This is a genomic window from Vulcanithermus mediatlanticus (assembly GCF_055385885.1).
Window position 1 is genome coordinate 346650 of the sequence record NZ_AP042385.1, and the last position, 23628, is coordinate 370277.

Consider the following 23628-nt stretch of genomic DNA (forward strand, 5'->3'; position numbering starts at 1 on the left):
GTTATCTCCGATTATGCTCTTAGCTAGCATGGAGGCGCGCGAAAAGGCCCTGGCCAAAATCAACCTCGGTCTGGCGGTGCGTCGCCGCCGCCCCGACGGCTATCACGAACTTCACACCGTCTTCGCCACCGTGAACCTCGCCGACGCGCTCTGTCTCAGGGCCAGGCCGCGGGGGATCCAGCTCACCGTCAAGGGGGCCCGGGTGCCAAACGGCGCCGCCAACCTGGCCTGGCGAGCGGCCGAGCGCTATCTCGAGGCCGCCGGCTGGCCGGGCGGCGTCGCCATCGAGCTCGAAAAACGCATCCCGGTGGCCGCGGGGCTCGGCGGCGGCTCCGCCGACGCCGCCGCCGTTCTCAGGGGCCTCCGCCGCATCTACCCCGCCCCGGTTGACCTCCGGACGCTGGCCCTCGGCCTCGGCGCCGACGTCCCCTTCCTGCTCGAGGGGGGTCTGGCCGAGGCCGAGGGCGTCGGTGAGCGCACCAGGGGCCTGACCCCAATCGAGGGCCGGTTCGTGCTGCTCAAACCACCCTTCGCCCTGGAAACCCGGGCCGTCTACGCGGCGCTCGTTCCCGACGACCACGGCCCGCCGCTTCCGGTCGCGGCCATTCTCGAGGCCCTCGCCCAGGGGCGCTGCCCGCCCTGGCGCAACGACCTGGAAAAGGCCGCCTTCCGCCTGAAACCCGAGCTCCTTCGCGTCCGGCGGGCCCTCGAGGCCCAGGGTCTCTGTCCGCTGCTCTCCGGCTCCGGTCCCACCTTCATCGTTCCCCAAACCGAGACCGGCCTGGCCGATCGGCTCCGGGAACGATTCCCGGGTTTCTGGATCCAACCCGTACACCTGGAGAAAGGCTGATGATTCCTGCGCTTGAATTCACCAGCAAAGCCCCAGAAGATCAAACCGTCGCCATCGTCATCGAGGCCCTCGAACGCGGAGGCATCCGGGTCCTCGGGCAGCGCCGTTGGGACTGGGGTGTCGAGTTCGCCGTCCGCTTCGAGGGGAAAACCCTACTCCTCGGCCTGGGGCAGGTGGAGGGCGAGACCGAGCGCTACCGCGCGTTCACCAAGCCGCCCTCGCTGCTCGACCTCCTCTTTGGCAAGGCACAACGACGGGCCCGCCTGCTGAGCCGCCTGCAAGAATCCCTCGTCCGGGCGCCGGAAATCGCTGAAGTGCGCCGCATCTCAGCCCTGGGAGATGGGGAGAGATGAGGCTCGGCGCCCTGGACCGGGAGATCTTCCGGTTGGCCATTCCCGCCCTGGGAGCGCTGGCCGTTGAACCCCTGGTCTCGATGGTGGATACCGCCTTCGTTGGCCGCCTCGGCTCGACCGAGCTGGCAGCGCTGGGCATCACCACCGCGCTGCTCGGGCTTTTCTTCGTGGTCTTTAACTTCTTGGCCTACGCCACCACCCCCCGCGTCGCCTATGCCCTCGGCAGGAACGACCGCAGTGCGCTCCGCGCCCGTACCTCGGAGTCGCTGTGGCTCGCCCTCATCCTGGGAACGCTGGCCACCCTGGCCCTCGAGGCCCTGGCCCCGGTCTTGGTGCGGCTCATGGGAGCGAGCGGCGAGGTGTACGCCCCCGCCCTCGGCTACCTCCGCCTACGGGCGCTCTCCGGGCTCGCCATCCTGGTCATGACCGCCGCCCAGGGCATCTACCGCGGTTTGCAGGACACGCGCACCCCCTTTTGGGTCGCCTTCTGGACCAACCTGGCAAACGCCGTGCTCGACCCGCTCTTCATCTTTTGGCTCGGTTTCGGCCTCAAAGGGGCAGCGATCGCGAGCGTCATTGCCCAAAGCGCCGGGGCGCTCTGGTTTTTTCTCAACCTGAGAAGGCAAGGCGCCTTTGGGCCTTTCCCCGAGCTTCGCTCGCTCATCCCCTACCTCAAGGTTGGGGGCGAGATGTTCGTCCGCACCTTCAGCCTGGTGGGGGCCATCACCCTGGCCGCGGCCATGGCCGCCCGGGTCAGCGTCACCGCGGTCGCCGCCCACCAGGTGGTGTGGCAGATCTGGCTCTTCTTGGCCATGATCCTCGACGCTCTGGCCATCGCCGCCCAGGCGCTGGTGGCCAAGCTCCGGGGGCAAGACCGTGAAGCCGCGCGCCAGGCCGCCGACCGCATCCTGGGCTGGGGACTGGTCTCAGGCGTGATCCTGGCGGTGTTCCTCTATCTGCTCCGGGGGCTGCTTCCCCGGATCTTCACCCCCGACGCCGAGGTGCTCGCCGCGGTGGCGGCGGTGTGGCCCCTGGTCTACCTCAGCACACCCCTCAACGCGCTGGTCTTCGTTTGGGACGGGATCTTCATGGCCGACGAGCGCTTCCGCTTCCTCGCGATCTCGATGCTTTTGGCCTCCAGCCTGGGCGCCCTCGTCTTCATCCTGAGCCCCACCCTCGGCTGGGGACTTTTGGGCATCTGGTCCGGCATGCTGGTGATCAACCTGGGGCGGGCGGCGTTTCAGGGCTGGGGATACTTCAAAGCCGGGCTGGTTTGACCGGGGTCCAATTGCATCCCCCACCCCAATCTCCCCGGCCAGCTGAGACATAATGAAAACGGATATGTCTTGCAACGATGATCGAATCCGCGAGCGCCTCGTCGCCCACGGGCTCCGGCCCACCCGGGCGCGTTGCCGCATCCTGGCGCTCCTATCGGCCCGACGGGAACACTTTACCCCCGAGGCCATGTACGACGCCCTGAGAGCCGAGGGCACGCCGATCAGCATCGCCACGCTCTACCAGAACCTGGCCAAGCTCAGCGAGGCCGGGGTGATCCGCCGCTTCGTGGGGCCGGACGGTGTCAATCGCTACGACGCGGTCACCGAACCCCACCACCACCTCTTTTGCGAGGTCTGCGGACGGATGGTGGACGTCAAGGCGAAGGGGCCGCTTGAGGCCGTGGTTCCCGAGGCGGTCTTTCCCGAAGACAAAAGCGACCTCGCGGGCTGGAAGATCAAAGGACGCAAGGTGGAGTTCACCGGCATCTGCCCCGCCTGCCAGGCCCGTCTCGCCCGTTCCGCCTGAGCCATGATCCGGCCTCGAGTGCTCCTCGACCAGTTCCTTGAGAGCGAGGCCAAGGGTGGTGTCCTCCTCTTTCTGGCCGCCCTTTTGGCCTTTGCCTTGAGCAACTCGCCCTTTGCCAGCGCCTATTTCGCGCTCCGCGAAGTCCCCCTCTCGCTCCAGATCGGCAGCTGGCGGCTGGAAAAAGACCTTTTGCATTTCGTCAACGACTTTTTGATGGCCATCTTCTTCCTGCTGGTGGGGCTGGAACTCAAGCGCGAGCTGCTCTCCGGTGAACTCAAAGAACCCCGCCGGGCCGCCCTCGCCATCGCCGCGGCCCTCGGCGGCATGATCACCCCGGCCCTGATCTACGTCGTCCTCAACGCCGGTGGCCCGGGTGCCGCCGGTTGGGGCGTGCCGATGGCCACCGACATCGCCTTCGCCCTGGGGGTGCTGGCGTTGCTCGGCCGGCGGGTGCCCCTCGGCCTTAAAGTCTTCCTCACCGCCCTGGCCATCGTGGACGACCTGGGGGCGGTCCTGGTGATCGCCCTTTTTTACACCGCCAAGCTGAACCTCACTGCCCTGGCCGCGGCCCTGGCCGTTTACGCCGTGCTGCTCGGGATCGGCCGTCTGGGGGTCAAAAACCTCCTCCCCTACCTGGTGCTCGGCCTCGTCCTTTGGTACTTCGTGCTCCAATCCGGCGTCCACGCCACCGTGGCCGGCGTTTTGCTGGCCCTCGCCATTCCCCTCGGTCGCGGTATGCCGCTGCCGGCCTTTCAAAACCGGATCCGGGCAGCTGCCTCGAGCGATCCTGAAGCGCTCGAGGCCGAGCTCGAAAGCCTGGAATCCGCCGCCGCCGAGGCCCAATCGCCCCTCCACCGGCTCGAGCACCGGCTCCACCCCTGGGTCGCCTACGCGATCCTTCCCATCTTCGCCTTCATGAACGCCGGGGTGGCCCTCTCCGGCATGGCCTTCGGCCCGGTGGCCCTGGGTGCCTTCCTGGGCCTGGTGATCGGCAAACCGCTCGGCATCCTGGCCTTTTCCTACCTCGCCGTCCGCGCCGGGCTGGCCCAGCTGCCCTCGGGGGTGGGCTGGTCGGCCATCCTGGGCGTGGGCATGGTGGCGGGGATCGGCTTCACCATGGCCCTTTTCATCGCCGGTCTGGCCTTCGACCCCACCCTTCTCGATGAGGCCAAGGTAGGCGTACTCCTGGCCTCGGTCGCTGCCGCTCTCCTCGGCACCGGCCTGCTCCTCCGCCTCCGGCCCGGGAAAATGTAATCCGGACCCTTTCCCTTCCCGCCCGGGCCCCCTATGCTAGGGATACATATCCATAATGGATATGTTTTGGAGGTAAGTATGGCGGAAGGGAAGTGCCCGTACTCCGAGGACGCCCTCAAGCACACCGTCCTCGAGGGCAACAAACTGCGTGACTGGTGGCCGAACAAGCTGAACCTGAAGATCCTCTACCAAAACCCGAGCGAACTCCGACCCCACGCTCCCGACTTCGACTACAAAAAGGCCTTCGCCGAGCTCGATTACCAGGCGCTTAAGGCGGACCTCAAGGCGCTCATGACCTCTTCCCAGCCCTGGTGGCCGGCCGATTGGGGTCACTACGGGCCCCTCTTCATCCGCATGGCCTGGCACTCGGCAGGGACCTACCGGGTCTTTGATGGTCGAGGCGGAGGCGCGACCGGAAACCAACGCTTCGCCCCAATCAACAGCTGGCCCGACAACGTCAACCTCGACCGCGCCCGGCGGCTGCTCTGGCCGATCAAGAAGAAGTACGGCAACAAGATCTCCTGGGCCGACCTCATGATCCTGGCCGGGAACGTGGCGCTGGAGTCCATGGGATTGAAGACGTTTGGCTTCGGAGCCGGTCGGGTCGACATCTGGGCCCCCGAAGAGGACATCAACTGGGGCCCCGAGTCCGAATGGCTCGGCGACGAGCGCCACCCGGGGGGCGAGCTCGAAAAACCGCTGGCCGCCGACCATATGGGCCTGATCTACGTCAACCCCGAAGGACCCGGCGGCGAGCCCAACGCCCTCGAGTCGGCCAAGCACATTCGCGAGAGCTTCCGGCGCATGGGCATGAACGACGAGGAAACGGTGGCTCTCATCGCGGGCGGTCACACCTTCGGCAAAGCCCACGGCGCCGCCAGCCCCGACCACCTCGGCCCCGAGCCCGAGGCCGCGCCGCTCGAGGAACAGGGGCTCGGCTGGAAAAACAGCTTCGGAAGCGGCAAGGGCCCGGACACCATTACCAGCGGCCTCGAGGGCGCCTGGACCCCCAACCCCACCCAGTGGGACATGAGCTTTTTGCGGCTCCTCTTCAAGTACGACTGGAACCTGACCAAAAGCCCGGGCGGCGCCTGGCAGTGGGAACCGGTCAACCCCGACCCCGAGGACCTGGTCGAGGACGCTCACGTTCCCGGCAAAAAAACCAAGCCCATCATGCTCACCACCGACCTCGCGCTCCGCTACGACCCGATCTACGCGCGGATCGCCCGGCGCTTTTTGGAAAACCCGGATGAATTCGCCGATGCCTTCGCCCGGGCCTGGTTCAAGCTCACCCACCGCGACATGGGCCCGAAATCGCGCTACCTGGGGCCAGAGGTGCCGGACGAGGATCTGATCTGGCAAGACCCCCTGCCCCCGCGCGATCATGAGCTCATCGACGAAGCCGACGTGCGCGAGCTCAAGGCGAAGATCCTCGCCTCGGGCCTCGCGATTCCCGAGCTCGTCTACGTCGCCTGGTCCTCGGCTTCGACCTTCCGCGCCTCGGACAAGCGGGGCGGGGCGAACGGGGCCCGGATCCGCCTTTTGCCCCAGAAGAACTGGGAAGTGAACCAGCCGGCGCTGCTTGAACGGGTGCTCGGGGTCCTCGAAGGCATCCAAAGCGAGTTCAACGCGACGCAGGGCAACGGGAAGAAGGTCTCTCTCGCCGACCTGATCGTGCTCGGGGGGACGGCCGCAGTGGAAGCGGCGGCGAAGAAGGCGGGCCACGAGATCGAGGTCCCCTTCGCCCCCGGCCGGGTGGACGCCAGCCAGGAACAGACCGACATCGAATCCTTTTCCTACCTCGAGCCGGTCGCCGATGGTTTCCGCAACTACCTCAAACCCGAATGCCAGTTTCCCGCCGAGCTCGCCCTGATCGACCGGGCCCAGCTCCTTTCCCTCACCGTGCCCGAAATGACCGTCCTCATCGGAGGCCTTCGCGTCCTGGGGGCGAATTTCGGGGGCAGCCCTTACGGCGTATTCACCGACCGCGTCGGCGCACTCACCAACGACTTCTTCGTCAACCTCCTCGACATGGGCACCGAGTGGCAACCAGCGGACGAAGAGGGGCGGCACTTCGTGGGGTTGGACCGTGAAACCGGCGAGATCCGCTGGCAGGCAACCCGGGTCGACCTCGTGTTCGGCGCCAACAGCGAGCTCAGGGCCCAGGCCGAGTTCTACGCCCAGGACGACAGCCGGGAAAAGTTCGTCCACGACTTCGTCAGGGCCTGGACCAAGGTAATGAACCTGGATCGCTTCGACCTCTTCTGGTGGTAGGCCAAACTCCAAAAGCGCCCCGGCCCAAAGCCGGGGCGCTTTCCACGCCAAAGCAGAGCGAGGCGATCCCGCTACCCCGCGTGGGCCCCGCCCACCCAGTCGAGCCAGGTATCCTCGCGATCCGCGAAGAAACGCTCAAGGCCTTCGATCAGCTTGACGGGGGCGTAGGGATCGGCGAAGGTGGCGGTGCCCACCGCGACCAAGCGGGCCCCGGCGAGGGCGAGCTCGAGGGCATCCTCCACCGTGCGGACCCCGCCCATCCCGATGATCGGCCGGTCGGTACTTTGGTAGAGCTCGTAGATCAGCCGAACCGCGAGCGGGCGGATCGCCGGGCCCGAAAGCCCCCCGGTGCGGTGACCGAGGACGGGCCGCTTGGTTTCCAGATCGATGCGCATGCCCCGCAGGGTGTTGATCAGCGAAAACCCGTCCACCCCCGCCCCCTCCAGGGCCTCGGCGACTTCAAGCGTCGGCCCCTCCGGCGAGAGCTTGGCAACGACCGGGCGATCGGTCGCCCCCTTGACCGCCCGCACCACCTCGGCAGCGGCCTTGGGGTCGTGGGCGTAGGGCAGGCCGCCGCCGTGCACGTTGGGGCAGGAAAGGTTGAGCTCGATAAGGTCGGCGTAGGGGCTGACCTTTGCCGCCACATACGCAAAATCCCGAGGACGCTCGCCGAAGACGTTCACGATGACCCGGGCCCCGAGCGCTTTCAGCCAGGGGAGTTCATCCTGGAGGTAAGCCTCGACCCCCTTGTTCTCAAGGCCAATCGCGTTGAGCATCCCCCCAGGGGTTTCGGTGATGCGGGGCGGAGGCGCCCCGGCGATGGGCCGGGGCGAGGTTCCCTTGGTGGTTATGGCCCCGAGGCGGGAAAGCGGGTAGAGGTGGGCATACTCGCGACCGTAGTTGAAGGTGCCGCTCGCGGTGACGATGGGGTTTGGAAAACGCACCCCGAGGAACTCGACTTCAAGCGGGTTCAAGGTGGAAGCGCACCTCCTCGGCAGGGAACACCGGCCCGTCTGTGCAGACGTGGCGCTGGCCCTTGGCGGTCGGGACCGCGCAGGAAAGACAGCTCCCGACCCCGCACGCCATGTGGGCTTCAAGGCTCACATAGGCGGGCAGGGCCATGGTCCGGGCAACGCCCGCCGCCTTTTGCATCATGGCCTCGGGCCCGACCGCAAACAGCGTATCCCCCGGACGCAGCACAAAGGGCAGGGCATCGGTGGGGTAGCCGCGCTCGCCCCAGCTCCCGTCTTCCGAAAAGAACCGAACCTCTGCCCCGCTGGCCCGGAGGTAGGGGGCGAAAAAGGCCTCGCTTTGGTCCTTGGCCCCGTGGAGCAAGACCACCTCGTGACCGCGTTTGACCAAAAACCGCGCCAGGTGCAAAAGGGGCCCGGCGCCGGTCCCACCGCTCACCAAGACCGCCCGGCCTTCGGGAAGGGGAAAGCCGTTTCCCAGGGGCGCCAGCGCCCTCTGCACCGTGCCAGGCGGGAGCTCGAGCAGGTGCCGCGTCCCCTCGCCCCTCCCCCGCACGAAGATCAGCAAACGGCCGCTGAGCACCGCCGGGGCCATGGGGCGGCGAAGCAGCAAACCCGGGACCTCGAGGTTGATGAACTGTCCCGGCCAGAGCAGGGGGGCGATCGTGGGCGCATCGAACACCAGCACGCCGCGATCCCCCCTGACCTCACGCTCGATCAGCACCAGGCGGTGGTCATCCCAGGGCTGCATAGGCCACCCTCCCGTCGACCAAGGTCAGCACCGGCCAGCCCACGAGCTCCCAGCCCGCCCAGGGGCTGTATTTGGCCTTGGAGATGAAGTCCTCGGCGTTCACCGGCCGGACGCGCTTGGGGTCCACGAGCACCAGATCCGCCCTGGCGCCTACCTCGAGCCGCACCGCCTCGCGTCCGAGCAACCGCCGGGGGGCGCTGGCCATGGCCTCGACCAGCCGCCCGAGGGGAAACCCCCGTTTTTCCACCAGCTCGGTGAAGAGGAGCGCGAAGGCGACCTCGAGGTTCGGTATGCCAAAGGGTGCCCGGAGGAAATCGGCTTCCTTTTCGGCCAGCGTGTGCGGCGCGTGATCGGTGGCCACCACGTCCACCGTCCCGTCCTCCAGGGCGGCGATCAACGCCTCGACGTCGGCTCGTTCCCGGAGGGGGGGCGCGACCTTGAAAATGGGGTCAAGGCCATACAGCGCTTCGTCGGTGAGGGTCAGGTGGTGCGGCGTGACCTCGGCCGTCACCCGTTGCCCCCTGGCCTTGGCCTGGCGGACGAACCTCGCCCCGGTGTAGGTGGAGAGGTGTTGGATGTGGAGGTGGCCCTGGCCAAGACGTTGAATCTCGAGATCGCGGGCGATGCGTGCCGATTCGGCCTCGGCCGGGTTCCCCGGGAGCCCCAGCGCCTCGGAGACCTTGCCCTCGTGAACGACGCCGTCCGCCCGTAAGGTGGCGTCCTCGGCGTGCACGGCGACGGGAACGCCGAGCGCCGCCGCGTAACGGAGCCCCACGGCCAGCAGCCGGGCATCCTCGTTGGTGTGCCCGTCGTCGGTAAAGAGGACCGCCCCGGCTTCCTTCAGACGGCCGAGTTCGGCGAGCCGCCGCCCCGCCTGGCCGGCGCTGAGCGCAGCGGCCACCGAAAGCCGGGCCCCATCCACCTGCCCGGCCTGGCCTAAGAGCGCCCGGATCACCTCCGGGCGATCGATCACCGGGTCGGTGTTGGGCATGGCCACCACCTCGGCGAACCCCCCCGCCGCCGCGGCCTTGAGCCCGGAAGTGAGGTCTTCTTTGACCTCCTGACCCGGGACCCGGAGGTGGGTGTGCAGGTCGAAAAAGGCGGGGAGGAGCAAGCGGTCCTCGGCGTCAACCACGCGCTCGGCCTCGCCGCCCTCGAGGGAAACGATTCGTCCCCCTTCGATGAGCACATCGCCCCGGCCGAGCTCACCCCGATCGTCCACCAGCCGGGCGTTCTTGATCAAGAGTCTCACGCCTCACCACCCCCCACCAGGCAGTGGTACAAAACCGCCATCCGGATCGCGAGGCCATTCTCCACCTGACGGAGAACGAGGCTCCTCGGTCCGTCGGCGAGCCGACCGTCGACCTCGAGGTCCCGATTCATCGGCCCCGGGTGCAACAGCGGCGCTGTGGGCTTGGCCAGGGCCAGGGTGGCCGCGTTGATCTGGTAGGAAGCCCGGTATTCCTCTTCCGAGGGCAAAAGCCCGCCCTCCATGCGCTCCTTTTGGATTCGGAGCGCGATCACCGCGTCCGCCTCTGCCAGCGCCTCCTTGAGGTCAGAGGTCATGCGGGCGCCAAAGAAGGGCGTCTTCGGAAGCAGGCTCGGCGGACCCGAGAGCCAGACCTCCGCCCCCAAGAGCGAAAAGAGCTCGGCATCCGAGCGGGCCACCCGGGAGTGAAGGATGTCACCGACGATGGCGATTTTCTTTCCCCGCAAGGGCCCGATCGTCTGCTCGAGGGTGTAGGCATCGAGCAGGGCCTGGGTGGGGTGAGCCCGGCGACCGTCCCCGGCGTTCACCACCGAGGCCCGCACCCATCGCGTCGCCTGGACCGGCACCCCCGCCGCATCGGCGCGGATGACGAAGAGATCGACGCCGTAGGCGGCAAGCGTCAGCAGGGTGTCCTTGTAGGATTCGCCCTTTTTGAGGCTCGAGGTCCCGGGACTAAACGAGACCACATCGGCCGAAAGCCGCCTGGCGGCGAGCTCAAAGGAGGTGCGGGTTCGGGTCGAGGGCTCAAAAAACACGGTCGCGACCGTGCGCCCTTGCAGCGTGGGAACCTTCTTGATCGGCCGTTTGAGCACCTCAGCCATGGCATCGGCGGTCTCAAAAATCCGGCGAACCCCAGCTTCGTCCCAACCGGAAAAATCCAAAAGGTGGGAAAGCCTTTGACCCTCGGCCCTCATGACACTCGCTCCCAAAGCTCGACCGCGTCTTCGCCGTCGACCTCCTGCAGCTTGACCTTGACCACCTCGCGCTTGGAGGTCGGCAGGTTTTTGCCAACGAAATCCGGACTGATGGGCAACTCCCGGTGACCCCGGTCCACCAAAACCGCGAGGTAGACCCGGGAGGGCCGGCCCAGATCGGCCAGGGCGTCGAGGGCCGCCCGCACCGTCCGGCCGGTGAAGATGACGTCGTCCACCAAGACCACGCGCTTGCCCCGAACATCGAAGGGCACGCGCGTGGAGCGCACCACCGGCGCCCGCTTCACCTCACTGAGGTCGTCCCGGTAGAGGGTGATATCGAGCTCGCCGATACCGGGCGTCCACCCCTCAAAGCGTTCGACCAGGGATGCGAGCCGTTTCGCGAGCGGGATGCCCCGGGTATGGATACCGACGAAGGCGAGGTCGCGGCCGCCTTTGGTGGCCTCGAGGACCTCGTGGGCCAGGCGTTTGAGCGCCCGGTCGATGTCGGGCGGTTCCATCACGCGCGCTTTGAATCGCATACGCGCCCCCCATAAAAAAACGCCGCCCGTCCGGGCGCACACCTTTGACCTTTGGGCCGTGCTTTAACCATTTTTTTAACCCCCTTTCCGGCCTCGCTGGACCGGTTTAAAGGTCGGCTCAGTCTAACGCCCATCCCCGGACGCGGTCAACTCAAAACCGCAAAGCCCGACGCCGCCGCGTAGCCTGGCCCCCAAAGGCCAGATCCTCCGCGTGCTAGGGTGATTGGGATGAAGGTGATTTTGCGTACGCCCGAACGCAGGGAGATCGAGGTCAGGGGCGACCGCAAGCTCAAGGAGGTGCTCGAGGCCCTCGACGTCAACCCGGAAGGGGTGATCGTGGCCCGGGGCAGCGAGCTTTTGACCCTCGACGATACGGTGAGCGACGACGAGACCATCGAGGTGATCTCGGCCGTCTCGGGGGGCGCGCGGTGAAGTGCGCGCAGTGCGGCGAAAAGGCCGCGGTCGAGGTCCGCCGGCACGGCCGGGCCTTTTGCGCCGACCACTACCTGACCTGGTTCGAGCACCAGGTGCAGCGGGCCATTCGCCGGCACCGGATGCTTACCCCCGGCGACCGGGTTTTGGTCGCGGTCTCGGGAGGCAAGGACTCCATCGCGCTTTGGGAGGTCCTGACCCGGCTCGGCTACGAGACCACCGGACTGCACATCCAGCTCGGCATCGACGCTTACTCGCAAAGGGCGCTTCAAGCCAGCACCGACTTCGCGAAGCTAAAAAACCTTCCCCTGATCGTCGTGGACCTGAAAGAAAGTTACGGCCTGGCCATCCCCGAGCTCTCCGAGCTCACCCGCCGCCAGACCTGTTCGGTGTGCGGGCTCTCCAAACGCTACGTCATGAACCGGGTGGCGGTGGAGGAGGGCTTTGACGTCATCGCCACCGGCCACAACCTCGACGACGAGGCGAGCGTCCTCCTCGGCAACACCCTGCACTGGCAGGCCGAGGCCCTGGTGCGCCAGGGGCCTGTTCTCCCCCAAAAAGAGGGGCTCGCGCGGCGGATCAAGCCCTTCTACCTCCTCACCGAGCGGGAGATTCTCGCCTATACCCTCCTTCGCCGCCTTCCCTACCAACACGAGGAGTGCCCCTTTGCCGAAGGCGCGAAAAGCCTGCTCTACAAAGAAGCCCTCAACAAACTCGAGCACGCCATGCCGGGCACCAAACAGAGCTTCCTCGAGCAGTACCTGAAGCGAATTCAGCCGATCCTCAAGCAGGGCTTTGCCGCCGAGGAGGTCGCGCTGGCCGAGTGCGAGCGCTGCGGCTACCCCACGACCGGCGCGGTCTGCGCGTTTTGCAAAACCTGGGACCACGCGTTTAAGTGGGCGAAGAAAAAGCACCTCCTGCCCGAAGACCGGCGCTTTGAGCCCGATCCTAAGCCGATCTTCATCCCCGGAGAAAAGGTGCGCCCCGAATAGGCAGGCCCCACTGGACGCTCTGACACACCGGCACCAAATGCAAAAGGGGCGCTCTGTGGCGCCCTTTTTGCCCAGGGATTTTGACCTAGCGAATGAGCTTTAAGAGCCGGGCCTTAATTTCCCGCTCGGAGAGGCCCTCAAGCTTCATCCCCTGCATCCGAGAGATGGCCTCGTAGACCTTGTCGAGATGGCTCATGGCCACCTTCAAGGTCACGGTCTTGCCGGCGATCTTCAGCCGCACCTTGCGCAGGTTCGGCAGTTGCCGGCGCTTAGAGATGCCGGTGGTCTTCTTACCTACGCCGCCTTCCCGCTTGGCCTTACCGCGCCGGGTGATACGGTTGGCGACGACGGGACGCTTTCCGCTCACTTCACAAATCCTCGACATCTTCGGCTCCTTCCGGTGGCGCCCCGAGGGCGCGGCTCAAGCTAAGAGTATACCTCAGGGCCGACCTTTATGCTAGACTTCGTTCGTGCCGGTCGTCATCGTACCGCTGGTTATCGTGCTGGATCAGATCTTCAAGCTCTGGGCCCAGCGCACCCTCGACCCGATCCCCGACCCTTTCCTTCCCGGGCTTTACCTCACCTACGTGAAAAACACCGGTGCCGCGTTCGGGCTCTTCTTCGGCCAAACGACCCCCCTGGGCTGGATCAGCCTGGTCGTCGGCGTGTTCATCCTGGCCTACCTCGCCGCCACCTCCAAAAGCCGGCTCTCGACGCTGGCCTTGGTCGCGCTCAGCTTGCTCGCCGCCGGGGCCCTGGGCAACGCCATCGACCGCATCGGACGCGGCTACGTGATCGACTACCTCGACATCGGCCCCGGGCTTTGGCCGGTGTTCAATCTGGCCGACGCCGCAGTGGTGATCGGTGCGCTGCTCCTCATCATCTCGGGCGGCAGGCGAAAGTAAGCGCCCTCCCCGCAGGGAGGGCACCGGCACCGACCTTTCTCCTCAAAAGCCGTAGAGCCCCGAGAACTTCTTTTCCAGATACGAAAGCAGGTAGGTCGCCTTGGGTTCCTCTCCCGTAGCCCGGGCGATGAGCTCCCGCGGCGTGTAACGGCGACCGTGGGCGTGCACGTGATCCCGGAGCCAGCTGAGGAGCGGCGCGAACTCACCGCGGGCGAAGCTGGGCTCGAGGGCTCCCAGCTCGGCCTCGGCCTTGGCGAAAAGCTGTGCCGCGTAGACGTTGCCCAGGGTGTAGGTGGGGAAATAGCCAAAGAGCCCCCCGCTCCAATGGACGTCCTGCATGACCCCATCCTTGTAAGCGGTCGGTCGGATGCCGAGGTAGGCCTCCATCTTCTGGTTCCAGATCTCGGGCAGGTCGCGGATCCCGATCTCGCCCCTAAAGAGCGCCAGCTCGATCTCAAAACGGAGGAGGATGTGCAGATTGTAGGTCACCTCGTCGGCCTCGACCCGGATCAGGCTGGGGCGAACTTCGTTGATCGCGAAGACGAAGTCGTCGAGCCCCACGTCGGCCAGGACCGGGAAGTGGGCCTGGGCCTTGGGGAAAAAGTATTCCCAGAACCCCCGGCTGCGCCCCACCATGTTCTCCCACATCCGGGATTGGCTCTCGTGCACACCGAGGCTCACCGCCTCGCCCAAAGGCGTGCCCCAGTGGGTCTCGGGCAACCCCTGCTCGTACATGGCGTGCCCGGCTTCGTGCACCGAGCCAAAAAAGGCGGCGTTGAAGTAGTCGTCGTAATAGCGGGTGGTGATGCGCACATCGCCCGGCGTGATGCGGGTGGCGAAGGGGTGCACCGTGGGATCAAGCCGCCCGGCCTCGAGATCGTAGCCGAGCTGGGGCAGGACCTCGAGGATCAAGGCCTTTTGCGCCTCAACCGGGAAGTCGCGGTGGACGATGCCGGTATCGGGCTGGCGGGGCGCCCCCTGGATCTTCTGCAAGAGCTCGACCAACGCCGGCCGGAGCTCGGCGAAAAGAGCCTCCAAACGCTCGGCGCGTTCGCCCGGCTCATAGTCCTCAAGCAGCGCATCGTAAGCCTCGGCCTCGTACCCCACCGCCTCGGCGTATTCCTTCTTGAGCGAGAGGATCTTTTCCAGGTAAGGAACGAACCCCGCCCAGTCCTCTTTCTCCCGCAGCTCGGCCCAGGCACTCTCGCCTTCGCTCTCGGCCTGGGCCAACTCGACCGCCAGACGCTCGGGAACGCGAATCCGGCGCTCGTAGTCGCGCCGCCAGTTCCTGACGTTGGCCGCGACGTCGGCCTGGTCCATGAGGGAAGAATCCTCGACCACCGAGAGCATCTCCCCGATCCTGGGATCGGTGGTGAGCTGGTGCAAAAGGCGGGAGATCACCGCGAACTGCCGGGCCCGGTGCGGGTGACCCTTCGCCGGGATGTAGGTGCGCTGGTCCCAGCCCAAAAGACTGGCGGCCGCGCCCAGATAGGCGACCTCCTTGCCGCGCTCCACCAACCACTGGTAGGCTTTTTCCGCTTCCATACCTTCCCAGTTTACCTGAACGACCGGTCAGTCTGTTGGGGCTGAACGAGCCCACGATCGATAGGGCATGTCAGGGGGGAGCATGATGGCCGTTCACGCCCCTGGGGTCCCCGCCGCCGCATTTGCCCCGGCAGGGCCTTAGTAGAGGAACTCTCGGATGTCGTAACGCGCGGCGCGGAGCCCCATCGCCCGCACGGCCTTGGCGAACCAGGCGAGCTCGGCCTCCAGGGCGTCCCCCGCGATCGGTTCGATCCCCTCCTCCGCGCGACGCCGGGCATACACCGAGGCCGGGTCTTCGACGAACGGCGAGAGAAAGATGACGTCCTCGCGGGTCAGCGGCATGCGCGAGAGGACGGAAAGCGTGTCCTTTCGGTGGGCGCTCTGGAAAGCCCGCCCACCGACCCCGACCATCACGATCAGCCCCACGCCGAGGCCGACCGCCTTCAACATCGATACGAAGTCGACAAGCTCAGAAGCACTGCCGGGCTTGTTGAGCCAGGCGAGCAGGGGATCGTGCCCGGTCTCCATGCCCACGTAGACCGCCGCCAGACCCCTTTGGCTGAGCGCCTGCCAGAACGTCACCTCGTGGCGCTCGCCGGTGTAGAGATCGATGAAACTGTAGACGGGCTGGCCGGGAAACACCTCCGTCACCACGTCAAAAAGCCCGATCAGCCGGGAGAGGCTGAGCGCGAGCGCGTTGCCGTCGGCCAGAAAGACCCCCCTTCGCAGAGCCAGGGCCCGGCCCAAAAACCCGCGGACCGCCAGGGCGTGGGCTCTGAAATCTTCGGCGTCTCTGGCCTGAAACGGGCGGCCGGAATAAAAGGAGCAAAAAGTACAGCGGTTCCAGGTGCACCCCAGCGTCGCCTGCAACACCACCGAAAGGTAGCGGTCGGGCGGGAGGATGCTGATCGGGGCGTAGATCCGCAAAAACCGCTCGCGTTCGGCGTCGAGCGATTCCGGACTCCAGGAGAGGATCTGGGCCAGACGCGAGCCGGCCTCAGCCCCGGCCCCCTTTTGCGCCTCGGCGGCGAAGGCCAGGACCGCGCCGTGCACCTCGAGCGCCTCTGGGCGGGCGAGCCGTCGGCGGATGCGGCGACCACCGGCCCGACCCCGGAAATGGACCTCGCCCGCCAGCGCCCGCTTGTAGAGGGCCCTGCCGTCGAAGTAGGTCATCCAGCGGCCCTCGAGGTCAAACGAAGCCACCCGCACCCCGTCGCTGATCGTCGTCGCTTCGTCACGAAGGAGCACCCGCATCCCCCGCCATGCTACCCTAGGCGCATGAGCGCCCAGGTGGTCGAGACGGTCTACAAGGCGCTCGGCTCACGTTACGGGGTTCGGCTGGAACCCCTCGGCAACGGCCTCCAGGCCCGCGTCTACCGCGGCGGCGACAGGGTGTTCAAGGTCTACCCGCCCGGTGAAGCGGCGCTGGCCCACCTGGAAGCCAAGAACATGGCCCGGGCGGGGCTCGGTGAGCGCGTGCTCGAGGTCGTGACCCTGTCAAGCGGACACGGCGTCCTCACGCTCAGGTACTTCCCCGGAACCCCGTTTTCAAAAGCCCGCTTCGACGCGCGGGCCCTGGCCAGCCTCGGCGGGTTCCTGCTCCGCCTGCACCGGCTCCCGGAACCGGGGCGGGTCGAAGCCGCGCCGCTTCTTCGGCGCATAGCAGAGTTCGAACGCTCCCTGGCCAGCATCGGGGAAGCCCGCCGGATCCTCGAGGGCCTGCGCTCGAGGGTCGGCGTGGTCGTCGGCACGCCACACCGCTTCGCCCACACCGACCTCTGGGCCGGAAACCTCCTTTTGAGCGCGGACGGCCGGGTCTTCGTGGTCGACTGGGCCAGGGCCACCGGCGACGATCCGGCGCGGGACCTGGCCATCTTGAAAACCGGCAGCCTCGACCTGCTGGGGGAAGCGAAGGCCATCGATACCCTCCGCATCCTCGTCCGGCGCTACCCCGACCCCGGGGGCGTGTGGCGCCGGCTTTCGTTTTGGATCCCCCTCACCTACCTCCACGACCTTCACTGGTTCAAAACCAAGGCCGAACGCGCCTTCGCCTCGGCGCTGGAGGAGAAACTCCCGCGCGCGGCGCGGCTCTTTGACGACTTTCCGCCCCTTTGGCCGTAGAATCGACGATGTGGGTTTTTCAGATCAAGGGTAGTTTTGCCGAACTCGATCCGATCCTCCCCCGCCTCTTCGAGCGCGGGGCTCGGGGTCTGGAAGAAAGGGAAGGCGAGGTCTGGGCCTACTTTCCGGAAAAGGTGGCGCTCGACCTCGAGGGCGAGTGGGCCTGGTTGCCCGACGAAGACTGGCTTTCGGCATGGAAACGTGACCTCAAACCCGTCCGCGCCGGACCCTTCACCATCCGAGCCCCCTGGCACGAAGCCGGCGAGCGGGACATCGTGATCGAACCGGGCATGGCCTTCGGCACCGGCCACCACGAAACCACCCAGCTCGCGCTCGAGGCCTTGGTCGAAGCGGTCCGTCCCGGCTGGCGGGTCCTCGACCTCGGCACCGGATCGGGGGTGCTGGCGATCGCCGCCGCCATGCTGGAAGCCCGGGTCGTGGCCGTGGACATCGACCCGGTCGCGGTCGAGGCGGCGCAAAAGAACGCACGGGCCAACCGGGTGGCGGTGGAAATCCGGCAGGGAAGCCTGGGGGACCTCGAGGGCCCCTTCGACCTCATCGTCGCCAACCTCTACGCCGAACTCCACGCCGAGTTCGCCCCCGCCTACGCCGGGCACCTGGCCGTGGGCGGCCGCCTCATCGCCACCGGCATCCTGAACGAACGCCGGACCCTGGTCGAACGGGCGCTGGAGGCGGCAGGGCTCGGGGTCCTCGGGCGTCGGGAGCGCGGCGAGTGGACCCTGCTGTTGGCAGAACGCCGATGAGACGCCACCGCGCCTACGTCAGCGAGATCGCCGAGACCATCCGGCTCAGCGGTCGCGAGGCCCGCCACCTGATACGCGTCCTCAGGGCCGGCCCCGGGGATGAGGTAACGGTGTTCGACGGGCAGGGCCACGAAGCCCGGACCACGGTCGTCGAAGTCGGGCCGACGACGGTCGTGCTGCGCCTGAAAGAGCGCCTCGCCGTCGAGCGGGAAACCGACCAGCCACTGACGCTCTACCTGGCGCTCCTCAAGGGCGACAAGCTCGCCGAGGTGATCCGGGCCGGGACGGAGCTCGGTGTCCACCGCTTCGTTCTGATCGCCACCCGGCACTCGGTCCCGAAAACGATCAGTCCGGGAAAGCTCGCGCGGCTGCGCCGCATCACTGTGGAAGCGGCAAAACAATCGGGGCGGAACCATCTGCCCGAGGTCAGCGGACCCATGGCCCTTAAGGCCATCCCTCAGGTCAGCCAGGGCCTCGTGGCTCACCCGCGCACAGCCACCCGGGTCAGCGAAGTGTACGACCCGAAACAGCCGGTGGCCCTCGCCGTCGGTCCCGAGGGTGGCTTTTCCGATGAAGAAGTCGAGCACCTGGTGGGCCGGGGCTTTACCCCCGTCACCCTGGGCCGCCGCATCCTCCGCGCCGAAACGGCGGCGCTGGCGCTCGTGGCCGTGGTCAGCGCCGGCTACGGCCAGTGAAGGGTACAATTCGCATACGTCTCATGAGATGGCCTCTCCTCCTCCTGGTTTTTCTCGCGGGCTGCCGTTACACCTTCTGGCCGATCGTGCCGGCGGCGGCCCCGCCGCCCGAGCAGATTCTGGTCTCGGCGCGGCTCGAGGCAGCCGGGAACGAGGTGAAGGCGGTGATCACCGTGCACCAGGTGCCCCGGGCGGGCTACCTCGAGCTTCGCTGGTACCGGGACACCGACCGCCTCAGCGAACGCTCGTTTTTCGTCGAGAAGCCCACGGTGCTCACCGCAACCCTCCCCTACCGTCAGGGGGCGTACCACCGGCTGGTCCTGCTCTGGGCCGGCGAGCCGGTCACGGTCGTCAACCTAGGAACCCCTGCCGTCCCAGAACCCAGATCACCCCCGGAACCGTGAAAAAACTCAATAAGGTGGAGACCGCGACGGTGCGGGCGGCCCTCGGTCCGTCTCCCCCGAACTCGACCGCCAGCATGTAGCTGTTCACCGCCACCGGCATCCCCGAGATCATGGTCAGCACCGCGAGTTCAAGCCCCCGAAGGCCGACCAGCGAACCCACGAGGAAGGCGATGACCGGCGCCAGCAAAAGGCGCAGCGCGCTGGCTACGAGCTCAAAACCTCCAAAACGGAGCGAGGTCTGGGCGATCTGCATGCCGAGCGTCATCAAAAGCAGCGGGATGGCGGCGCTGCCGAGCAGCCCCACGGCCCGCTCGAGGAACACCGGAAGGGAGAGCCCGAAGGCGATGAGGCCAAACCCAAAGAAGAGGGCCCACACAAAGGGGAGCCTCAGGGCAAGCCCCAGCCCGCGAAGCACGCCCCCGCCCCGAAAGAGCGCGGGGCCGAAACCAAAGAGCACCACCGTCGAGAGCAGGAAGTAGACCACCGCCCGCTCAAGCCCCGCCTGCCCCAGGGCGAAGAGCGCCACGCTGAGCCCCATGTTGCCCGAGTTGGGAAACACCGCCGAGGCCACCAGGGTCTTGCGCAAGGGCTGCGCCAGGCCCAGCACCCACCCCAGGGCGCTGGCAACGAGGAAAAGGCTCAGGTAAGTGAGGGCATAGGCCAGCGCGAAGCGACCGATCCAGGCGCCCCCGCTCGCGGCCCTGGTGATCTGCTCCAGCACCAGGAAGGGGACGAAGAAGTAGAGCACCAGGCGAACGAGTCCGGGAACATCGGGCCTTAACAGGCGCTGGGCCAGGTAGCCGAGCAGGGCGATGAAGAACACGGGGAGGGTGGCGGAAAAGAGCACCGCCACCCGCTACCCCTCGATCACGACTGGCAGGAGGACCGGATCCCGACCGGTCGCCTTCTTGATGAACTTCTTCACCGGGTAGTAGATGTCGTCGCGGATGGCCTCGAGGCTCTTTTTCCGCTTCACGCCCTGGATGACCGCCGACTCCGACATGCGGCGGATCTCGCCGAGCAGGCGCTGCCCGGCCTCGATGAACCCGCGGCTGACCACCTCGACCACCGGATCCTGACCGGCCACGGCGGTGATGATCACGATGCCGTCCGCAGCCATGCGCTGGCGTTCCTCGAGGATCTCGTCGGTGATGTCGCCCACCCCCAGGCCGTCCACGTAGTAGGCCCCCGCCGTCACCTCGCCGACCCGCGAGAGCGAGTCCGGCGTCAGCCGCAAAACGTCCCCGTTCTTCGGAATCAGGATCTTTTCCGGCGGCCTCGGCATGTTCTGTGCCAGCCAGGCGAAGTTGGTCTGGTGACGCATCTCCCCGTGCCAGGGGATGAAGAACTTGGGTTGGGTCAGGTTCAGGATGAGCTTCAGCTCTTCCCTCGAGGCGTGCCCCGAGGCGTGCACCCGGTAGGCCGGCGGGTAGAGCACGAAGGCCCCGAGCTCGTAGAGGCGGTTGATCACCCGGTTGACCGCCGACTCGTTCCCCGGAATCGGGCTCGAGGAGAGGATCACCGTGTCGCCAGGCTTGATGCCGAGCTTGGCGTGCCCGCCAAAGGCCAGGCGCGAGAGGACCGCCATGGGCTGCCCCTGGCTCCCGGTGGCCAGGATGAGCACCTCCTCGTCAGGCAGATCCACCAGCTCGTCGATGCTGTAGAGCCGGTCTTTGAGTTCGAGGTAGCCGAGCTCGGAGGCGATGCGGGCAAACTTCACCATGCTCCGCCCATCCACCGCTACCTTGCGGCCGTACTTCTCGGCGATGCGGATCACCGACTGCACCCGGTGAATGTGGGAGGCGAAGGTGGTCACGAACACCCGACCCCGGGCCCGACCGATGGCCATATCGAGAGCCTCGGCCACCTCGGCCTCGCTCGGGGTCAGGCCGGGACGCTCGGCGTTGGTGGAGTCGGCGATGAGGAGCAAGACGCCTTCCTTCCCCGCCTCGGCCACCTTGGCCAAGTGACTGGTCTTGCCGTCGATCGGGGTGGGGTCGAGCTTGAAGTCCCCGGTGTGCACGATGCGCCCGATGGGGGTGTGAATCACCAGCCCCGAGTTGTCGGGGATGGAGTGGGTCATGCGGAAGAGGTCCACGGTAAAGTGCTGGCCGATCTGGATCCGGTCGTCGGTCCCGACCTCGTGGAGGTCAAAGGACCCGGGAGCGAGCCCGAACTCTTCCAGCTTGCCCCGTAACAGGCCCAGGGTGAGCTTGGCCCCGTACACCGGCACCTTGGGCAGCTGGGGAAAGAGGAAGGGCAGGCCGCCGATGTGGTCCTCGTGGCCGTGGGTGAGCACCCAGCCCTTGATCAACGACTTGTGCTGGATGAGGTAGTCGATCCGGGGGATCAGGAGGTCGACGCCGAGCATCTCCTCCGAAGGAAAGGCCAGCCCCCCGTCGACGACCAAAATCTCGTCCTCGTAGCGGAAGACGGTGATGTTCTTACCGATCTCCCCCATGCCGCCCAGGGGAATGATCTCCACGTACCCCGGCCCCTGAGCCTTGCGGGACGTCCGGCGCCGGGGCCGCCGGGTTCGGGTTTTCTTCGCCTCACCGGCCATGGCTACGCCCTCCTACGCTGGCCGCCCCGGCGCGACCCTCCGCCGGAGGAACCGCCCCGTCGTGGCGGTGGGATCTTGCCCTCGAGCTCGGGGCGAATCAGGTTGATGCGCCCCATGGCATCGATCTCGGAAACCTTCACCCGCACCTTGTCGCCGACCTTGAGGTGGTCTTCGACCCGCTCCACGCGCCCTTCAGCGATCTGGCTGATATGCAACAACCCCTCGGTCCCGGGGAAGAGCGCCACGAAAGCCCCGAAAGGCACCACGCGGGTCACCACCCCCTCAAAAACATCGCCGACCTTAGCCTCGCGGGTCAGGTCCTCGACCCGCTTCCGGGCCGCCTCGGCGGCCTTGGCGTCGGCCGAGTAGATGCGAACCGTCCCGTCGGGCTCGATGTCGACCTCGACCCCGAGCTCCTCCAGGCTGCGTACGTTCTTGCCGCCGGGGCCGATGACCGCGCCGATCTTGTCCACCGGGACCTTGAGGCTCAAAATGCGCGGCGCGTGGTCCTTAAGGCTCGGACGCGGACCCGCAAGGACCGACTCCATCTTGTCGATGATGGCCAGGCGCGCTTTGCGAGCGGCCTCGAGGGCCTCGCGCATGATCGCGGAGGTGATGCCCCCGACCTTGATGTCCATCTGCAACGCGGTGACGCCATCGCGGGTGCCCGTCACCTTAAAATCCATGTCGCCAAGGGCGTCTTCAAGGCCGAGGATATCGGTGAGAATAACGTGGCGATCCCCTTCCTTCACGAGCCCCATCGCGATCCCGGCCACGGTCTTCTTGATGGGCACGCCGGCATCCATGAGCGCCAGGCAACCGGCACAGGTGGTGGCCATGGAGGAGGAGCCGTTCGACTCCAGCACGTCGCCGACGATCCGGATGGTGTAGGGGAAGTCGGACTCGCTGGGGAGCACCGGCCGCAGGGCCCGCTTGGCCAGATTGCCGTGCCCCACCTCCCGCCGCGACACCCCCCGAAGGCGCTTCACCTCGCCGGTGGAAAACGGAGGAAAGTTGTAGTGGACGAGGAAGTTCTCGCTGTCGTCGATGCCCAGGTCGTCGATGATCTGCTCATCGCGACCGGTCCCCAGGGTCACGGTGCCAAGCACCTGGGTCTCGCCGCGGGTGAAGATGGCCGAGCCATGGGCCCGGGGAAGCACGTCGACCTCGATCCAGATGTCGCGGATCTGGTCGGGCCGCCGGCCATCGGCGCGGCGGTTCTCCTCGAGGATCAGTCGCCTCAGCTCGCGCTTCACCACCTCGCCGAAGGCCTCTTCAAAGAGCTTCCGCCGGCTCTCGGCGTCTTCCGAGTCCTCGGGGACGAACTCGGCGATCAGTTCAGCCGAGAAAGAATCCAGGGCCTCGCTCCGCTCGTGCTTGCTGGCAACGGTCAAAACCTTGGTCAGGCCCTTCTCAACGGCGCGCCGGTAGAAAGCGGCGAAGGTGGCCTCGTCCAGCGTTTCGGGCGGGGTCCAGGGGAACTTGGGCTTTCCCAACTCCGCCCGCATGCGCTCCTGCAAAGCGATGATGGGCTGCATCTCGCGATGCGCGAAGGCGAGCGCCTCGACGAGCACGTCCTCCGGGACCTCCTTGGCCCCAGCCTCGACCATGATGATGGCCTCCTTGCTCCCCGCGACCACCAGATCGAGGTCGCTCTCCTCAGCCTGCTGTAGCGTCGGGTTGAGGACGAATTCGCCGCCGATGCGCCCCACCCGCACCGCGGCGATCGGGCCATCCCAGGGAATCTCCGAGAGCATGAGCGCCGCGCTCGCCGCCGTCGGGCCGAGCACATCGGGCGGATTTTGCTGGTCCGCGCTCATGACGGTCATGATCACCTGGACTTCGTGCCGGAAGCCCTTGGGGAACAGGGGGCGAATCGGCCGGTCGGTCATCCTGGCGGAGAGGATCGCCTTCTCGCCCGGTCGCCCTTCCCGGCGCATAAAGGATCCGGGGATCTTGCCCACCGCGTAGTGGCGTTCCTCAAACTCGACCGTCAAGGGCAAAAACCCGGCCTCGATCGGCTCCTTGCTCATGCCCGCCGTGGCCAGGATCACGGTGTCGCCGTACCGGACCAGAACCGACCCGGAGGCCTGGCGCGCGTACTTGCCCGTCTCGATCCGTAACGTTCGCCCGCCGACCTCGACTTCGTAGACCTTTGCCTGAGGCGTATTGGGGGTTTGTTCTTTCATGCTCTCACCTTTCATGTCATGTGGGAAAGCGGGACCGGC

At 66.8% G+C, this 23628-nt stretch carries 24 protein-coding genes; 13 read left to right on the top strand and 11 right to left on the bottom strand.

Translation table 11 applies throughout. The features are described 5' to 3' along the window. Positions 1–28 precede the first annotated feature (28 nt). The 6 genes from ispE to katG all read left to right on the top strand — a co-directional run bounded on the left by ispE (position 29) and on the right by katG (position 6534). On the top strand, positions 29–850 hold the full coding sequence (gene ispE, locus ACZ5BT_RS02745; RefSeq protein WP_464885098.1) for a 4-(cytidine 5'-diphospho)-2-C-methyl-D-erythritol kinase: 822 nt from the start codon (positions 29–31) through the stop codon (positions 848–850). Then, positions 850–1203, top strand: a complete 354-nt coding sequence (locus ACZ5BT_RS02750; RefSeq protein ID WP_464885099.1) for a hypothetical protein — start codon at positions 850–852, stop codon at positions 1201–1203. The genes ispE and ACZ5BT_RS02750 overlap by 1 nt, the downstream gene beginning before the upstream one ends. Beyond that, positions 1200–2480 carry an MATE family efflux transporter gene (locus ACZ5BT_RS02755; RefSeq protein WP_464885100.1) on the top strand — a complete coding sequence of 427 codons (1281 nt, stop codon included), beginning with the start codon at positions 1200–1202 and terminating at the stop codon, positions 2478–2480. The genes ACZ5BT_RS02750 and ACZ5BT_RS02755 overlap by 4 nt, the downstream gene beginning before the upstream one ends. A 64-nt stretch (positions 2481–2544) precedes the next feature. Then, entirely contained in the window at positions 2545–3006 is a 462-nt protein-coding gene (locus ACZ5BT_RS02760) for a Fur family transcriptional regulator (RefSeq protein ID WP_464885101.1), read from the top strand. Positions 3007–3009: 3 nt separating this feature from the next. Further along, positions 3010–4260, top strand: a complete 1251-nt coding sequence (nhaA, locus tag ACZ5BT_RS02765; protein ID WP_464885102.1) for a Na+/H+ antiporter NhaA — start codon at positions 3010–3012, stop codon at positions 4258–4260. Between the two features lie 78 nt (positions 4261–4338). Further along, positions 4339–6534, top strand: coding sequence for a catalase/peroxidase HPI (gene katG, locus ACZ5BT_RS02770; protein WP_464885103.1), 2196 nt, complete (start codon positions 4339–4341; stop codon positions 6532–6534). Positions 6535–6605: 71 nt separating this feature from the next. Here katG and ACZ5BT_RS02775 read toward each other — a convergent pair whose 3' ends face one another. From ACZ5BT_RS02775 to pyrR, 5 genes are read right to left on the bottom strand one after another with little or no spacing between them, the layout of a single operon-like run. Then, a complete protein-coding gene (locus tag ACZ5BT_RS02775) occupies positions 6606–7508 on the bottom strand; it encodes a dihydroorotate dehydrogenase (protein WP_464885104.1) in 903 nt (300 codons plus the stop codon). Next, positions 7495–8256: an iron-sulfur cluster-binding protein gene (locus ACZ5BT_RS02780; RefSeq protein ID WP_464885105.1), complete on the bottom strand. Its 762-nt coding sequence runs from the start codon at positions 8254–8256 to the stop codon at positions 7495–7497. Before ACZ5BT_RS02780 ends, ACZ5BT_RS02775 begins: the two co-directional genes overlap by 14 nt. Then, on the bottom strand, positions 8240–9508 hold the full coding sequence (locus ACZ5BT_RS02785) for a dihydroorotase (RefSeq protein WP_464885106.1): 1269 nt from the start codon (positions 9506–9508) through the stop codon (positions 8240–8242). Before ACZ5BT_RS02785 ends, ACZ5BT_RS02780 begins: the two co-directional genes overlap by 17 nt. Further along, on the bottom strand, positions 9505–10440 hold the full coding sequence (locus ACZ5BT_RS02790) for an aspartate carbamoyltransferase catalytic subunit (protein WP_464885107.1): 936 nt from the start codon (positions 10438–10440) through the stop codon (positions 9505–9507). Before ACZ5BT_RS02790 ends, ACZ5BT_RS02785 begins: the two co-directional genes overlap by 4 nt. After that, positions 10437–10979 (bottom strand): bifunctional pyr operon transcriptional regulator/uracil phosphoribosyltransferase PyrR, encoded by a 543-nt coding sequence (pyrR, locus tag ACZ5BT_RS02795; protein WP_464885108.1) that lies wholly within the window; start codon positions 10977–10979, stop codon positions 10437–10439. The genes ACZ5BT_RS02790 and pyrR overlap by 4 nt, the downstream gene beginning before the upstream one ends. Positions 10980–11207: 228 nt before the next feature. Between pyrR and ACZ5BT_RS02800 the strand changes: the two genes are divergently transcribed. Both ACZ5BT_RS02800 and ACZ5BT_RS02805 read left to right on the top strand, forming a co-directional pair. After that, the gene (locus ACZ5BT_RS02800) at positions 11208–11411 is read left to right on the top strand and encodes a MoaD/ThiS family protein (protein WP_464885109.1); all 204 of its coding nucleotides are present in this window, start codon (positions 11208–11210) and stop codon (positions 11409–11411) included. Then, positions 11408–12403, top strand: coding sequence for a TIGR00269 family protein (locus ACZ5BT_RS02805; protein ID WP_464885110.1), 996 nt, complete (start codon positions 11408–11410; stop codon positions 12401–12403). The genes ACZ5BT_RS02800 and ACZ5BT_RS02805 overlap by 4 nt, the downstream gene beginning before the upstream one ends. 85 nt (positions 12404–12488) lie before the next feature. Here the strand turns inward: ACZ5BT_RS02805 and rpmB are convergent, their stop codons facing one another. Then, a complete protein-coding gene (gene rpmB, locus ACZ5BT_RS02810; protein ID WP_464885111.1) occupies positions 12489–12788 on the bottom strand; it encodes a 50S ribosomal protein L28 in 300 nt (99 codons plus the stop codon). Between the two features lie 85 nt (positions 12789–12873). Here rpmB and lspA point away from each other — a divergent pair, with 85 nt between their 5' ends. Then, on the top strand, positions 12874–13308 hold the full coding sequence (gene lspA, locus ACZ5BT_RS02815; protein WP_464885112.1) for a signal peptidase II: 435 nt from the start codon (positions 12874–12876) through the stop codon (positions 13306–13308). A gap of 42 nt (positions 13309–13350) precedes the next feature. Here the strand turns inward: lspA and ACZ5BT_RS02820 are convergent, their stop codons facing one another. Together ACZ5BT_RS02820 and ACZ5BT_RS02825 are read right to left on the bottom strand one after the other, a co-directional pair. Beyond that, a complete protein-coding gene (locus tag ACZ5BT_RS02820; RefSeq protein ID WP_464885113.1) occupies positions 13351–14853 on the bottom strand; it encodes a carboxypeptidase M32 in 1503 nt (500 codons plus the stop codon). Between the two features lie 138 nt (positions 14854–14991). Then, positions 14992–16107, bottom strand: a complete 1116-nt coding sequence (locus ACZ5BT_RS02825) for a radical SAM protein (RefSeq protein ID WP_464885114.1) — start codon at positions 16105–16107, stop codon at positions 14992–14994. Positions 16108–16131: 24 nt separating this feature from the next. Here ACZ5BT_RS02825 and ACZ5BT_RS02830 point away from each other — a divergent pair, with 24 nt between their 5' ends. Genes ACZ5BT_RS02830 through ACZ5BT_RS02845 form a run of 4 tightly spaced genes read left to right on the top strand, consistent with a single transcriptional unit; the run spans position 16132 to position 18837 of the window. Then, the gene (locus ACZ5BT_RS02830; RefSeq protein ID WP_464885115.1) at positions 16132–16974 is read left to right on the top strand and encodes a phosphotransferase; all 843 of its coding nucleotides are present in this window, start codon (positions 16132–16134) and stop codon (positions 16972–16974) included. 8 nt (positions 16975–16982) lie between these two features. After that, positions 16983–17738, top strand: a complete 756-nt coding sequence (locus tag ACZ5BT_RS02835) for a 50S ribosomal protein L11 methyltransferase (protein WP_464885116.1) — start codon at positions 16983–16985, stop codon at positions 17736–17738. Then, entirely contained in the window at positions 17735–18433 is a 699-nt protein-coding gene (locus tag ACZ5BT_RS02840; protein WP_464885117.1) for a 16S rRNA (uracil(1498)-N(3))-methyltransferase, read from the top strand. Before ACZ5BT_RS02835 ends, ACZ5BT_RS02840 begins: the two co-directional genes overlap by 4 nt. A 23-nt stretch (positions 18434–18456) precedes the next feature. Continuing rightward, positions 18457–18837 (top strand): hypothetical protein, encoded by a 381-nt coding sequence (locus ACZ5BT_RS02845; protein WP_464885118.1) that lies wholly within the window; start codon positions 18457–18459, stop codon positions 18835–18837. On the opposite strand, the gene ACZ5BT_RS02850 is transcribed toward ACZ5BT_RS02845, so the two are convergent. The 3 genes from ACZ5BT_RS02850 to pnp are packed head-to-tail and all read right to left on the bottom strand — an operon-like array spanning position 18785 to position 23589. Beyond that, positions 18785–19690 (bottom strand): AEC family transporter, encoded by a 906-nt coding sequence (locus ACZ5BT_RS02850; RefSeq protein WP_464885119.1) that lies wholly within the window; start codon positions 19688–19690, stop codon positions 18785–18787. The genes ACZ5BT_RS02845 and ACZ5BT_RS02850 overlap by 53 nt on opposite strands. Before the next feature lie 3 nt (positions 19691–19693). After that, positions 19694–21400 carry a ribonuclease J gene (locus tag ACZ5BT_RS02855; RefSeq protein ID WP_464885120.1) on the bottom strand — a complete coding sequence of 569 codons (1707 nt, stop codon included), beginning with the start codon at positions 21398–21400 and terminating at the stop codon, positions 19694–19696. Between the two features lie 2 nt (positions 21401–21402). After that, complete coding sequence (gene pnp, locus ACZ5BT_RS02860; protein WP_464885121.1) at positions 21403–23589, bottom strand: polyribonucleotide nucleotidyltransferase; 2187 nt, start codon at positions 23587–23589, stop codon at positions 21403–21405. Positions 23590–23628: the final 39 nt, after the last annotated feature.

Coding starts and splice junctions, on each gene's coding strand:
- ACZ5BT_RS02830 (WP_464885115.1), top strand. CDS start 16,132: ATGAGCGCCCAGGTGGTCGAGACGGTCTACAAGGCGCTCGGCTCACGT.
- nhaA (WP_464885102.1), top strand. CDS start 3,010: ATGATCCGGCCTCGAGTGCTCCTCGACCAGTTCCTTGAGAGCGAGGCC.
- ACZ5BT_RS02800 (WP_464885109.1), top strand. CDS start 11,208: ATGAAGGTGATTTTGCGTACGCCCGAACGCAGGGAGATCGAGGTCAGG.
- pnp (WP_464885121.1), bottom strand. CDS start 23,589: ATGAAAGAACAAACCCCCAATACGCCTCAGGCAAAGGTCTACGAAGTC.
- ACZ5BT_RS02820 (WP_464885113.1), bottom strand. CDS start 14,853: ATGGAAGCGGAAAAAGCCTACCAGTGGTTGGTGGAGCGCGGCAAGGAG.
- ACZ5BT_RS02760 (WP_464885101.1), top strand. CDS start 2,545: ATGTCTTGCAACGATGATCGAATCCGCGAGCGCCTCGTCGCCCACGGG.
- ACZ5BT_RS02840 (WP_464885117.1), top strand. CDS start 17,735: ATGAGACGCCACCGCGCCTACGTCAGCGAGATCGCCGAGACCATCCGG.
- ACZ5BT_RS02790 (WP_464885107.1), bottom strand. CDS start 10,440: ATGAGGGCCGAGGGTCAAAGGCTTTCCCACCTTTTGGATTTTTCCGGT.
- ACZ5BT_RS02825 (WP_464885114.1), bottom strand. CDS start 16,107: ATGCGGGTGCTCCTTCGTGACGAAGCGACGACGATCAGCGACGGGGTG.
- ACZ5BT_RS02780 (WP_464885105.1), bottom strand. CDS start 8,256: ATGCAGCCCTGGGATGACCACCGCCTGGTGCTGATCGAGCGTGAGGTC.
- ACZ5BT_RS02845 (WP_464885118.1), top strand. CDS start 18,457: ATGAGATGGCCTCTCCTCCTCCTGGTTTTTCTCGCGGGCTGCCGTTAC.
- ACZ5BT_RS02750 (WP_464885099.1), top strand. CDS start 850: ATGATTCCTGCGCTTGAATTCACCAGCAAAGCCCCAGAAGATCAAACC.
- rpmB (WP_464885111.1), bottom strand. CDS start 12,788: ATGTCGAGGATTTGTGAAGTGAGCGGAAAGCGTCCCGTCGTCGCCAAC.
- ispE (WP_464885098.1), top strand. CDS start 29: ATGGAGGCGCGCGAAAAGGCCCTGGCCAAAATCAACCTCGGTCTGGCG.
- katG (WP_464885103.1), top strand. CDS start 4,339: ATGGCGGAAGGGAAGTGCCCGTACTCCGAGGACGCCCTCAAGCACACC.
- ACZ5BT_RS02755 (WP_464885100.1), top strand. CDS start 1,200: ATGAGGCTCGGCGCCCTGGACCGGGAGATCTTCCGGTTGGCCATTCCC.
- ACZ5BT_RS02835 (WP_464885116.1), top strand. CDS start 16,983: ATGTGGGTTTTTCAGATCAAGGGTAGTTTTGCCGAACTCGATCCGATC.
- pyrR (WP_464885108.1), bottom strand. CDS start 10,979: ATGCGATTCAAAGCGCGCGTGATGGAACCGCCCGACATCGACCGGGCG.
- ACZ5BT_RS02855 (WP_464885120.1), bottom strand. CDS start 21,400: ATGGCCGGTGAGGCGAAGAAAACCCGAACCCGGCGGCCCCGGCGCCGG.